Genomic DNA, 13260 nt, shown 5'->3' with positions numbered 1-13260 from the left:
CAATTATTGGAATTAACGTTGACATATTGTCATTCAGTTTTCAATGTTCATTTTGTCTCACAAGAAACTATTATACACACTTCTTAATTCGAAGTCAACAACTTTTTAAAATTAATTTTCAAAGTGTTTTGATGTTTTATTTATCTCTCGCTCACAAGATATAACTATACACGCTAAATACCCTTTACTCAAGCATAAAAATTACACCAAAACACTCAATACTCTCAAATATACTTAATTCTCAACATATTCTTTTAGTTTTTCGTATATTTTTTCAGCATCTTTATATCCTTGTTTGTATAAAGCATCTAATTTTCTAGGATTTTTCTCGATTCTATCTACAGATAATGAATCAGAAGGTCTGATAACAAACAAATTACCTTTCTCTTCTTCCGCTTCTATCCATTCTAAAGTCTGATTATAATGTTTATATCTTATCGCCATTAAATGATTGATTTTAGGATATGCTTTCAATCTGAATACTTTTGAAAATTTACTTTGTTTTTTACGATAGCCTTTCGGTCTTGTCAAAATCAAAACATTTTTCTTATAGCCTTCTTCAATTGCTTTATCAATCGGAATAGGATTGACGATACCACCATCTAATAATGTATGACCTTTATATTGAACTGGGTTGGCCATCATTGGTAAAGAACTTGTTGCCTCTAAGGCAGTCAATATAGAGCCTTCTGTTTCTTTCTTATTGAAATAAACCGCTTCTCCTGTGTCACAATCTGTCGTTACAACAACAAACTCTTCCTCTGCTTGATCAAACTTTTCAAAGTCAAAAGGTTCCAAGTAAGTCGGTATATGATGATACACAAAGTCCATACCAAATATCTCTTTATTTTTTACATAATTTGATAACGAAATATAACGCTTATCTTTAATGTATTTTGTTGTGACACGATGATTGCGTCTAAATTGTCGAGATATATAGCTTGCAGCCATAGATGCGCCTGCTGAAACGCCAATATTATATTTAAAATATAAATCTTTCTTAATGAAGAAATCTAGCACACCAGCTGTGTACATACTTCTCATTCCGCCACCTTCTAATATTAATGCTGTGTCTTTTATCATAGTTACACTTCTTTCTATACTATTAGTTGAATGAAAGCGAGGCTGAGACATTATTCATTGTCCCAGCCTCAAATATCGTTATTAAATTTCTGTTCTTCCAGTTATAGCTTTCGAAAGTGTTACTTCATCAGCGTATTCTAAATCTCCACCTACTGGTAGACCATGTGCTAGTCTAGTTGTCTTGATACCAATCGGTTTAACAAGTCTAGATATATACATCGCTGTTGATTCACCTTCTATATTAGGATTAGTCGCCAATATAATTTCTTCGATTTCATCATTCTTCAATCGTTCTAATAACGAAGGAATATTAATATCTTCAGGTCCAATACCTTCCATTGGAGATATCGCACCATGCAATACATGGTATAACCCTTTATATTCACGCATTTTTTCCATAGCTATGACATCTTTAGAATCTTGAACAACACACACAACTGAACGGTCTCTTTGTTTATCTTGACATATATGACAAGGGGAAACATCCGTAATGTGTCCGCAAGTTTCACAATAAGTCAGTTCTCTCTTAACATCTACGAGAGATTTGGCAAAAAGTACAACGTCGTCTTCCTTCATATCTAATACGTGGAAAGCTAAACGTTGTGCAGTCTTCGGACCTATTCCCGGCAATTTCATAAAGCTATCAATGAGTTTAGATATTGGTTCTGGGTAGAACATCATTACATCATTCCAGGAATGTTTAGACCTTTTGTATGTTTACCTAAACGATCTGCTGTTACATCATCTGCTTTAGATAAAGCGTCATTTGTTGCTGCTAATACTAAATCTTGTAACATTTCAATATCTTCAGGGTCTACTACATCTTCTTTAATGATAACATCTAACACTTCTTTATGACCAGAAACAACGACTGTAACCATACCGCCACCAGCTGTTCCTTCGATTTTTTCTTCTTTTAGCTTTTCTTGTTCCTCAGCCATTTTCTTTTGCATTTTTTGCATTTGTTTCATCATTTGTTGCATATTTCCGCCACCGCGCATAATTTCGTCCTCCTAATTTCTAATTTATACATTTAAGATTATTAATTTTTGTCATATTTATTATACATGCCTTTAGAGGTGATGTCATGTATTACTCATCCGTAACATGTACGGTATCTTCACCAAACAACTCTTGAGCTTTCTTTACAACATCCGCTTCTTCTGGCTTTTCTTCTTGCTCAACTTCACCTTGAGCCGTATTCGCTTTTTTAGATTGAATATACTGTTGACGGACTTGTAACCATTGTGAATTTGGTACGCCAACAACTTTTACATTCTTGTTAACTATCTCGCATACAATCGCTTCGATATGATTTCTTTTTTCATCATTCTTATTCACGATTTCACAATGAATATCTTCATCAAATTTCACGAGCACATGGTCTTCACTTGCTGCAACGGGTTCCGAGTTTAAGAGAAGACTAACTAGCGCTCTTTGCTCTTTCTCTTTAACCGATTCTATCACTGCTTGCCATTTTTCTTTAAGTAAATTCAAATCATCACGATTAGCATGGTCAAGCACACGTTCGATTTGTCGAATAGAGAAGACATGCTTAGATTGTTTACGAGGGATATTTTGTTTATTTTCAACTGGTTTAGCCTTTTGACTTACACCGTTTTGAGCTAGTTGCTGAATCGTCGCTTCAAGTTGTTGGATTTTATCCATCACTTCACTAGAGCCAGCGTTTTGATTTGAACTAACAGAAACCGTTTGTCCGTTATTGTTCTGATCAATTAATTCCGTTAACTTAACGATTAGTATTTCTATATGAACATTTTGGTTAATTGCAAATCTCATTGAAACTAATGTGTCGTTAATACAATCAATCATTTTGTACATTGTATTTAAGTCTACTTGATTCAGTGCGTGGTCGTCTTCAACTTGTTCAGTTGTCTTAGCGACAATTGAATCTCTTATGAAATAAATCATATCATTTACAAGTCTATTAACTTCTTTACCCGCAGAAATAAATTCATGATACCTAGTAAAAGCTTGTTTAATATCTTTAGCAACCATGTCATTAAACAAAGCATTTAAAGCCGCTTTATCTACACTACCCGTTACATTTAAAGCATGTTCGAGTGATAAGTGTCCATCTCCAAAAGCTATTGCTTGGTCCATGATACTTAATGCATCTCGCATACCACCTTCTGAAACCTGAGCGATAAATGCCAAAGCTTCTTCTTCGTAGGTAATATTCTGCTCATCTGCGACAAACGCGAGTCTGCTTTCTATTTCACCAGAATGGATGGCTTTAAAATCAAATCTCTGACATCTAGATATAATAGTAGGTGGTATCTTGTGAGGTTCAGTAGTTGCGAGTATAAAAATAGCATGACTTGGCGGTTCTTCAAGTGTCTTTAAAAGTGCATTGAAAGCACCTGTTGTAAGCATGTGCACTTCATCTATAATATAGACTTTAAATTTAGATTCACTTGGTGCATATTTTACTTTATCTCTAATATTACGTATTTCATCTACACCGTTATTACTAGCAGCATCAATTTCAATGACATCTGAATTTGTTCCTTGTGTAATGCCTTTACAAATTGCGCATTCATTACAAGGTTCACCATTCGTATTCACTGTACAGTTAATTGCTTTAGCGAAGATTTTAGCAATACTTGTCTTACCAGTTCCACGTGGGCCATTAAACAAGTAAGCATGTGATTGCTTTTCTTTTTGGATGGCGTTTCTTAATGTTTTTGTGACATGTTTTTGACCGACAACATCTGCAAATGATTGCGGTCTATACATTCGATACAAAGCCTGGTAGTTCAAAGTGGCACCTCCAAAATTTAATAAGATATTGGCTATATTATATCATGAATCAATAGGTACACCCTATTATTAATTATCAAAAGCTTCTGGATAATGAACTGTGCCTTTAATTTCTTTTGTTGGGTGATCCCATAAATATTTAAACATGAAATTTTCATCTGGCACTTCAAATGGTGGGTATATATTAAACTCTGACGCTGCATGATAACCTAATTTATGATAATAAGCTGCATGACCTAGTACGACTACACCGACATAGCCATTTTCATAAGCTCTATATTCTAAAGCTTCTATTAATGCTTTCCCTATTCCTTTATTTTGATACTCTGGCAAAACAGAAACAGGCGCAAACGCTAATACTGTATGTGTTTCTTCATCAGAACTAACGGTGACTTCTGACATCATTGCATGCCCCAGAATTTTGCCTGATTCTGTCTTCGCTACAACTTCAAGTTCTGCATTATAATTCATTGATTTTCGTATTTTACCGATTAATTCGTGTTCTGTTCCATCAGAATAACGTTCATTTTTGAATGCTTCTTTAACGACTTCTTTAGCTAATTCATATTCCGATTCTATGATCGTTCCAATTAGTAATTGGGTCATGTATAAAATATCCTCCTGATATAAGAAAAAGGGTGACCGCGGTCACCCTTTTGAATTTATATATAATTTGATAAGTTTATAAAATTTAAAACCGTGCACCTTTGCTTTGAACAAACATCACAAGCGTTACCTCAGTCGTTAGCTAAACTTCGGCTACCCTACGGCACATACAATGATCCACTTAATGCTGCTTCCTTCCGGACCTGACATGATTCATGGGTTTGTATTGCATAGGACCGACGTCTTCAGACACCACGTGCTGAGGGCAGACCTCACAATAATATGTCCGCGGCAAAGGAATTCAGTCTTGCATAAGCGGATTTCAAGTACAGGGAACCGCTACCTCCCCACTTAGCACGGCAATATATATACTACAACAAAATGTTACGATTTGGCAAGAAAAAACTACTTCAATCAAAGTGTTTTATGAATCACCCTGCGAGAAAAATCTACAAACTTGAATTCCGTCGCGATGTGTCTTGAAATATTATATTGAAATTTTTCTGCGTTATTAAGATATACAGTACCTCTAACTGTTGCTGTATAAGGCGGATTTAATTTTCCGAAATATAATATTTCATTCTCTGTCATCTCTTCAAATGTAATAGACTTATTCGAGTAACTGATTTCTACATTCATTTCTTGTTCAATAAATTTATAGATAGATTCAGCTGCAACTTCTTCAGTCAGCTTAGGAATAATCTGACATATAAAGTAATCCTCATCCATAATACGCACGGCGTCATCTTTTGTTCTCGTTCTGACAACATGCCACAACTTATCTTGGTCTCTTAACTCAAGCGCATGTTGAACGACAGGAACGTCTTTAGCATCTATAACCTCAAGTAATTCAACTTTAGTTTCATAATCAAGTCCTAATCGTTTATTAATTTCTTGGAAACTCACCATTTCCGATATTGGAAATTGAATAACATCTTCATAAATAACGACAGACCCTTTGCCTCTTAACTTTTGAATATAACCTTTTTCTTGCAATAAATTTAAAGCTTTCCTTACAGTCTCTCTAGAAGTTGAATATATCTTTGTTAATTCATTTTCTGAAGGTAGTTGCTGTAAATGAGCATATTCACCATTTAAAATTTTTTCACAAATAGATTGGTAGATTTTCATATACTTGTTCATGCGTTCACCTCTATACCTTCAACATCAATTAGTCACCACTTACTTTTACGACAAAAGCATCAAATGGTTGCAAAGCGTTACCATTTAAATCATTATTTGCAATCATGATTTCACCCTCTAAATCGATATCTTCTGGGATATCAACGATTTGATCAGAGTAGTTTGCAACAACTAACCAAGTTTCATTATTTAAATGTCTCTTGTAAACGAACAGCTCTGGATGTTCCATATGAAGTGGTTCAACTTCTCCATACGTTATCACATCGTGTTCATGACGTAATTGTATTAACTTTTGATACGTATAGAAAATAGAATCTTTATCTTCCAATGCCGCTTCAACATTAATATGCTTATAATTTTCTGGGATACCAATCCATGGTTCTCCAGTTGTAAAGCCTGCCTCAGTATGTGCATTCCATTGAATAGGCGTTCTAGAGTTATCTCTAGATTTCTGACCTATTACTTTCATAATCATTTGTTCATCCATACCACGTTCTTTTAATAATTTGTATGCATTAAGTGATTCTACATCTTTATATTGATCAATATCCGTGAAACCTGGATCTGTCATGCCAATTTCTTCACCTTGATAAATATACGGCGTACCTTGAAGCATGTGTAATGATATCGCAAGCATCTTAGCAGATTTAACTCTTTCCGCTTCTGTATCATCTTTACCGAATCTCGTTACGACTCTAGGTTGATCATGGTTACACCAGAAAATAGCATTCCATCCGTTACCTTTTGCGATGTTCACTTGCCAATCCATTAAGATACGTTTCAGTTCAAGAAAATCAAATTTCATATCTGACCACTTTTCACCATCTTTGTAATCTACTTTTAAATGATGAAAATTAAATACACTACTTAACTCATGACGTTCTGGATTTGTATATTTAATACAATTATCAATTGTTGTTGATGACATTTCTCCAACCGTCATAATGTCTTTATTGCCAAATGTTTGTTTATTCAGTTCTTGTAAATACTCATGGACTTTTGGTCCATCTGTATAAAATTCTTTACCGATTGCTGTTGAATTTTCGAAAGCACCTTTGGAAATTAAGTTAATGACATCAAATCTGAAACCATCTACGCCAAAATCAATCCAATAATTAATCATTTCATATATTTCAGCCTTCAATTTGTCATTCTCCCAATTTAAATCAGCTTGAGAAACATCAAACAATCTTAAATAATAACTTTCTGTTTGTTCATCATAAGTCCAAGCATTACCACCGAACTTAGACTCCCAGTTCGTTGGTGGCTCTTCTTTAGTGCCTTCTTTCCAAATATAATAATCACGATACGGATTATCTTTAGACTTGCGAGATTCTACAAACCAGTGATGAGATGTCGAAGTGTGATTGATCACAATATCGAGCATTACTTTAATACCTAAACTGTGCGCTTCATCTAGTAATGTTTTGACGTCTTCCTTTGTACCAAAATCAGGATTAATTTGATAATAATCACTAATATCGTATCCATTATCGTTCATTGGTGATTGATAAATGGGTGTTAACCAAATGTAATCTACACCTAACGTTTGTAAATAAGGTAATTTTTCTATAATACCTGGTATATCACCTTGCCCATTTCCAGTCGTATCATTGAATGACTTTGGATAAATTTGATAAACAACGGACTTCTTCCAATCTGAAACTGCCATATAGGTATACTCCTTTATTTATATATATTATTCTTGAACCATTTCTTTAGCTTTTTCATTAGCAAAGTTTGAAAGCACAATCGTTAGTATAGCTGGTAACACGATCGCAATCAATGTCGCAATACCGAACACACCCCAATATTCTCTTTGAATCGAGATAATTGCAGGAACGCCACCTACACCTACGCTACCTAACACTTTATTAGCACCAATAAATGCACCTAGTAAACTAGACGAAATAATTGCTGCAAAGAACGGATATTTCAATGGTAAGTTGACACCGAACATTGCCGGCTCAGTTACACCTAAGAATGCTGAAATACCAGATGTAGCAGCTAAACCTTGTTCTTTAACCATTTTACGTTGTTTGTATACTACCCAAGCGCCGAACGCTGCTGAACCTTGACAAATATTAGATATTGCCACAATTGGCCATAAGTACGTGCCGCCTAAAGGACTTCCCATGAGTTGGAAATCTACCGCTAAGAACATATGGTGTAATCCTGTAATAACAAGTGGTGCATAGAATAATCCATACACTGCGCCACCTAACCAGCCAGCAGTTTCGAAAATTGCTTTAATACCGTTCGTAATTAACGTACCTAACTCTAACGCTAATGGACCGATAACGATAAACGCTAAAAATCCAGTAATTAATAACGCTACAGGACCTACTACAAGCATTTTGATAGAATCATGTACACGTTTAGCTAAGAATTTCTCAATAATAGATAATATCCAAGTTGCGAATAAAATCGGTAATACTTGACCTTGATAGTTTAATTGCTTAATTTCTAAACCAAACATGTGCCATACAGGAATTTCACTCGATTTACCGCCACCTAAATCATATTGAGAAGCAAGTTGCGGATGTAACAAAATTAAACCTAATACTAAACCTAGAATTGGGCTACCACCAAATACACGCATAGCTGACCAACCAATTAAAGCCGGCAAGAAGATAAATGCTGTACTTGCGATAACGTTTATAATGTTTGCAAAGTCTGCAAGCCATGCATATTGTTCAACAAGTGGCTTAGCGCCAAATAAATCTTTTGCTGTTAATACATTGTTTAAACCTAATAGTAAACCTGCTGTTACGATTGCAGGTAAGATTGGAATGAATACATCACCCAACAATTTAATTAAACGTTGAAATGGATTCATCTTCTGTTCAGAAGCTTTCTTCACATCATCTTTCGAACTTTCTTCAACACCTGTTTCTTGTTGGAAAATTTCATACGCCTCATCAACAGTTCCCGGTCCAATTACGATTTGAAATTGGTTGTTTGCTGAGAAGGACCCTTTCACTAAATCTATTTGATCTAATGCATCTTTATTTACTTTACTTTCATCATTTAATACAAGTCTCAACCGTGTGACACAGTGGGTTGCGGCATTTACATTGTCTTGCCCACCAATAGCGTCAATAATCTGTTTTACATCTTCTCTATTCACAGCCATTAAACTCACTCCCCTAACTTTATTTAGTTGAATTATAACTTGTATATACAAGTATGTAAAGGCTTACAATTAATATTATATAAATAATGTAGTATGATTGTGTAAAGGAGGTTTTTCATATGTCTTTTTTAACACATGAATATATCGATCATGACAATGTTGCACTCGATTTTGCAAAAGGAGATTCTATCATTTTCACAAACCATCACCACGAAAAAATATTTGAATCAGCAAGTTTAATTAAATTACCTATTATGATTTATATTTATGAAAGTACGACTCAAGAAGATAGAAAAGCACTCGTTCAAATCAATCATAAAGTTGGCGGCAGTGGTGTTCTAAAAAATATGAATATCGATCAACTGAGCGTTCAAGATTTAATCTACTTAATGATTGTTGTTTCAGACAATACGGCAACTAATACATTAATTGATCATTTCGGACTTCAACATATTAACTTATTTATTCAAGAAACATTGCAATGTGAACAAACACAGTTAAATCGTTATATGATGGATGCAGAAGCTATAAGTGAAGGTAAACAGAATACAACATCTTCTCAAGATATGATTCATATACTACGTTATATTGCAGAGCATAAACATCATCAAGAGATGTTGAACATCATGAATGACCAACATTTAAACGATAAAGTTTCAATCTATCGATCATTTTACGAAGATACACTGAATTTCTACTCTAAGACAGGGGAGTACGACAACGTTGTCAATGATGTAGGTATCATCCAACATGAAGGCGAGTTATATTATTATTGTTTCTTATCCAACACAAATAAACCCAAAAAGGCGATCGATTTCTCTCACCAATTTGGGTCATATATTATCCAATCTATATTAGATATTTGATAATCGTGCAGCTTTAGCTAATATCTTTTGATAATAACTACCTGATAACTTAATGATTTCGATACTTTTCGGTGTATGAGGCGCATGAATCATCATGTCTTCTCCCATATATATGCCAACATGTGATAGAAAGCCTTCATCTTCTAGTTTACTGAAGAACAGCAAATCACCTGGCAAAAAGTCATGTGATGCTATCGAAACATCCGTCATTGCTTCATATTGTTCATCGGCATCTCGGGGGATGTGGAAGTTTTGACTTTTGTACATTTGGAAACATAATCCTGAACAATCATAACCATAACTAGACATCCCTCCCCATAAATAAGGCAAGTCTAAAAAGCGCTTCGCATTTTCAATGACACCTGCCATTGTACCAATTTCGAATGCGCCAGATTCATCACTGAATTCTACATCATTCGCACTAATGAGCCCTTTGCCTTCAGGTGTGTCAACTTCAATAAAAGGCTCATCTTTCTTAATAATAGGTAAAATCGTATTAAATGACAGAATTTGTTTCGTTGTAAAGTCTAAATTAAACAATGTCGTCTTAGGTACATTAACACGAAGGCGTGGATGTGTATCGTACGCCTTCATCTCACCTAATTGACTCGTCGGAATAAATCCTGGATATCCCTTTGGATTCTGTTTAGACGTTTGCTCTAAACAGATAACGTAACTCCAACCATCTTGTTCTTCTACTACTTCTACTTTTTCGCCATAAAGAATTTGCGTATCTATTCTACTATCTTCCGTAAAAGATAATTTCTGTTCTAAATTAAGTTCAAGTAACCAACGTTGAATATCTGCTGGATACATGATACCGTCTCTATCAATTTCTCTAGCTTTATCAAAGCTTCTCCATATTGTCCCGACATTTACTCTGCAATATTTAATCATGAGCTCACCTTCTTATATAAAGATTCACGATCTATTCCTAACCCTGTCCCTTCTGAAACGGTTACTTTAGCACCTTCATAAGTAATACCACCTTCAACTTGTCGCTCAACTACCATTAAAGGTGCATCAAAATCAACACGGTTCACTTGTTCTGCTGCTAAACTAAAATGTAAAGCCGCCGTTACAGATACATGTGTTTCCATCATACATCCAACCATGCAAGGTATCGCTTCACCTTTAGCAATATCATGTATCTTTAATGCTTGATGAATACCACCAGTCTTCATCAGTTTAATATTCCATATATTTGTTGCACCAACTTCTACAAGTCTCTGTGCATCATGTAAACTAAACAATCCTTCATCTACCATTAAAGGAATTTTGAATTCTTGAGATAGCTCACCTAGTACCTTATACTCATATCTTCCAACAGGTTGTTCGATGCTCTCAATATCCAAATCTGCTTCATCAAAATGTTTCAATGCATGACGCGCACCTTTTTCATCCCATGCTTGGTTTGCATCCGCACTTAAAATAACCTCACTCGGTAAAGTAGAACGTAATGCCTGTAATCTATTTAAATCTGTAGAGACATCATCTTTCCCCACTTTTATCTTCAAATGGTTAAAGCCATCTTCTACATATCTCAAACCATCTTCTACCATTTCATCAGCATCATTTAGACTCACGGTATAACAAGTTTCTAATGATTTATTTCCCGGGTTATGATTGATATATTGATATAAAGGCAATTCTGCTTCTTGAGCTAATAAGTCATAAAGCGCGATATCTATTGCAGCTTTGGCACTTGTATTACCTACGATGACTTGATGAATTTCATCTAGTAAGTCTTTCGTTAATGGTCGGTTAATTAATAGTGGCTTAAAGACCTCTTCAATCGCAGCTTCTATACCACCTTTTGTATCACCCGTAATAACATATGTAGGTACAGCTTCACCAACACCTATAACATCTTCATAATTCGTTTCAATAAATACATATATACTTTCAATCACTTCTACTGTTCTCAGTGCTGTTTTGAAAGGTTTCTTCAAAGGCGTTTCATATCTATAGTATTTTATATCTGTTATAAACATATAACTTCCCCTTTATTCTATAATTACACCTGACGCTATATTTAATACTTTATTGTCCACATCTAATGTAGCTTGCGTTCCAAACGGTATCGCAAAATGCGGCGTGCAATGTCCAATATTCAAATCATACACTGCCGGTTTATTTAATGGCGTTATAAAATCATCTAACACTTCTTTCATCGTTAAAGATTTCTTTGGATTTTTAGGCTCGCTATCTGTGAATGTCCCGAAAATAAATCCAGAAGCATCATTTAACTTGCCAGCAGATTTGAGTTGTTGTAAAAATCCGTCTACCTTATAAGGCACTTCACCAATATCTTCTATAAATAAAATTTTGCCCTTAGTATCGATTTCATATGGTGTTCCTAGACTTGAAACAAGTAAAGATAAACAACCACCAACAATTTCTCCTTCAACGCGGCCACCAACCAACGATTTAAACGTTAATTGATCTGTAGGATAAGACACAGCTTCACCATTAAATAACTGCTCAAAGCTTCCAATAGAAATCTCATTATAAGTATCTCCTATATCTGATGCGATCATAGGACCTTGAAATGTTACCAATCCCGTTTGTTGTCTAATAGCATTGTGTAAGCATGTAATATCACTATATCCCCATATAATTTTAGGATGTGCTTTTACAAGATTATAATCAATACGTTCTACAATTCTAGGTGTACCATAACCACCGCAAGCACATATTATGCCTTTCACTTCATCATCTTCTAACATGTCATGCAAACTATCTAATCGTTCATCATCCGTTCCCGCTAAATGACCATGAACGCGGTCTATATTTTTCGCTAGTTTAAACCGAATACCATATTTCTCTTCTAAAAGTTTCAACCCGTTCTTTAAATGCGTTTGGTTTGGCGGACTCGCTAATGCTACAACCCCCACCACATCTCCTCTATTTAATCCCTTTGCTTTCATTAAGACACGACCTTTTATCAGAATATTCTTATATTATAACAAAGTTGTTATCCTTTTGTGAAAACAAAAGAAATTGTCATAATCGCATGACGATATGAGGTTGGAATTAGGTTCGAGTGAGGTTGGAGTTAGTTTGGAGTCCGGTCCGAGTAACTGTCATTATTCGGAATTCTGGTAATTAGAATGCTGTAACTTCCATTATTTCGAATTCTGGTAGTTAGAACGCTGTATCTTCTATTATTTCGAATTCTGGTAATTAGATAGGCGCTCATTTACGGACATTTCTCAGAATTCTGTCCCTAACAGCACCTCTTATGGACATTTCTCAGAATTCTGTCCCTAACAACGCCTCTTACGGACACTTCTCAGAATTCTGTCCCTAACGTCACCCCTTAGAGACACTTCTCCGAATTATGTCCCTAACAACGCCCCTATATTTCCACCTACTATATTTTCACCGCAATATTCCACCCTGCAACTTAATCTCCACTCCGCTCCCAAATATACATCCAACCATTATATTTTTTCACAACAAAAAAACACTGCCCACAAAAGTGGACAGTGTTCTTTATATATATAGTCTTGGATATTTAAAAAATAATGGCGGAGGAAGAGGGATTCGAACCCCCGCGAGCCGTTAAGCCCCTGTCGGTTTTCAAGACCGATCCCTTCAGCCGGACTTGGGTATTCCTCCAAATAAGACATTATTTAT

At 35.2% G+C, this 13260-nt stretch carries 12 protein-coding genes, 1 tRNA gene and 1 other RNA gene; 1 reads left to right on the top strand and 13 read right to left on the bottom strand.

Features of this window, described 5'->3' with window-relative positions:
* Positions 1 to 234: 234 nt before the first annotated feature.
* The 9 genes from CD035_RS00270 to treP form a co-directional block, all read right to left on the bottom strand.
* Positions 235 to 1083 (bottom strand): patatin-like phospholipase family protein, encoded by an 849-nt coding sequence (locus CD035_RS00270; RefSeq protein ID WP_078354892.1) that lies wholly within the window; start codon positions 1081 to 1083, stop codon positions 235 to 237.
* Positions 1084 to 1164: 81 nt separating this feature from the next.
* Complete coding sequence (gene recR / locus CD035_RS00265; RefSeq protein ID WP_025906091.1) at positions 1165 to 1761, bottom strand: recombination mediator RecR; 597 nt, start codon at positions 1759 to 1761, stop codon at positions 1165 to 1167.
* 2 nt (positions 1762 to 1763) lie between these two features.
* Positions 1764 to 2084 (bottom strand): YbaB/EbfC family nucleoid-associated protein, encoded by a 321-nt coding sequence (locus tag CD035_RS00260; RefSeq protein WP_048540322.1) that lies wholly within the window; start codon positions 2082 to 2084, stop codon positions 1764 to 1766.
* Between the two features lie 91 nt (positions 2085 to 2175).
* Positions 2176 to 3867, bottom strand: coding sequence for a DNA polymerase III subunit gamma/tau (gene dnaX, locus CD035_RS00255; protein WP_048540320.1), 1692 nt, complete (start codon positions 3865 to 3867; stop codon positions 2176 to 2178).
* A 69-nt stretch (positions 3868 to 3936) separates the two neighbouring features.
* Positions 3937 to 4473: a GNAT family N-acetyltransferase gene (locus CD035_RS00250; protein WP_048540318.1), complete on the bottom strand. Its 537-nt coding sequence runs from the start codon at positions 4471 to 4473 to the stop codon at positions 3937 to 3939.
* Between the two features lie 91 nt (positions 4474 to 4564).
* An RNA gene (gene ffs, locus CD035_RS00245) (signal recognition particle sRNA large type) lies at positions 4565 to 4833 on the bottom strand.
* 54 nt (positions 4834 to 4887) lie between these two features.
* A complete protein-coding gene (gene treR, locus CD035_RS00240; protein WP_048540316.1) occupies positions 4888 to 5616 on the bottom strand; it encodes a trehalose operon repressor in 729 nt (242 codons plus the stop codon).
* Positions 5617 to 5644: 28 nt separating this feature from the next.
* On the bottom strand, positions 5645 to 7288 hold the full coding sequence (treC, locus tag CD035_RS00235; protein WP_048540314.1) for an alpha,alpha-phosphotrehalase: 1644 nt from the start codon (positions 7286 to 7288) through the stop codon (positions 5645 to 5647).
* 27 nt (positions 7289 to 7315) lie between these two features.
* Positions 7316 to 8752 carry a PTS system trehalose-specific EIIBC component gene (gene treP, locus CD035_RS00230; RefSeq protein ID WP_048540312.1) on the bottom strand — a complete coding sequence of 479 codons (1437 nt, stop codon included), beginning with the start codon at positions 8750 to 8752 and terminating at the stop codon, positions 7316 to 7318.
* Between the two features lie 119 nt (positions 8753 to 8871).
* Between treP and CD035_RS00225 the strand changes: the two genes are divergently transcribed.
* The gene (locus CD035_RS00225; protein ID WP_048540310.1) at positions 8872 to 9618 is read left to right on the top strand and encodes a serine hydrolase; all 747 of its coding nucleotides are present in this window, start codon (positions 8872 to 8874) and stop codon (positions 9616 to 9618) included.
* On the opposite strand, the gene CD035_RS00220 is transcribed toward CD035_RS00225, so the two are convergent.
* The 4 genes from CD035_RS00220 to CD035_RS00205 form a co-directional block, all read right to left on the bottom strand.
* Positions 9607 to 10515 carry a C40 family peptidase gene (locus tag CD035_RS00220; protein WP_048540308.1) on the bottom strand — a complete coding sequence of 303 codons (909 nt, stop codon included), beginning with the start codon at positions 10513 to 10515 and terminating at the stop codon, positions 9607 to 9609. The two genes, CD035_RS00225 and CD035_RS00220, sit on opposite strands and share 12 nt — an antisense overlap.
* Complete coding sequence (locus tag CD035_RS00215; RefSeq protein ID WP_048540306.1) at positions 10512 to 11612, bottom strand: dipeptide epimerase; 1101 nt, start codon at positions 11610 to 11612, stop codon at positions 10512 to 10514. Before CD035_RS00215 ends, CD035_RS00220 begins: the two co-directional genes overlap by 4 nt.
* 12 nt (positions 11613 to 11624) lie before the next feature.
* The gene (locus tag CD035_RS00210; protein ID WP_048540304.1) at positions 11625 to 12548 is read right to left on the bottom strand and encodes a S66 peptidase family protein; all 924 of its coding nucleotides are present in this window, start codon (positions 12546 to 12548) and stop codon (positions 11625 to 11627) included.
* Positions 12549 to 13149: 601 nt separating this feature from the next.
* Positions 13150 to 13242 (bottom strand) — tRNA-Ser (locus CD035_RS00205).
* Between the last annotated feature and the right edge of the window lie 18 nt (positions 13243 to 13260).

Source organism: Mammaliicoccus sciuri (assembly GCF_002901825.1).
In the GTDB taxonomy this organism is placed as follows: Bacteria; Bacillota; Bacilli; order Staphylococcales; family Staphylococcaceae; genus Mammaliicoccus; species Mammaliicoccus sciuri.
The sequence above is the reverse complement of the archived record's forward strand: the minus strand, read 5'-3'. Positions and strand labels throughout refer to the sequence as shown.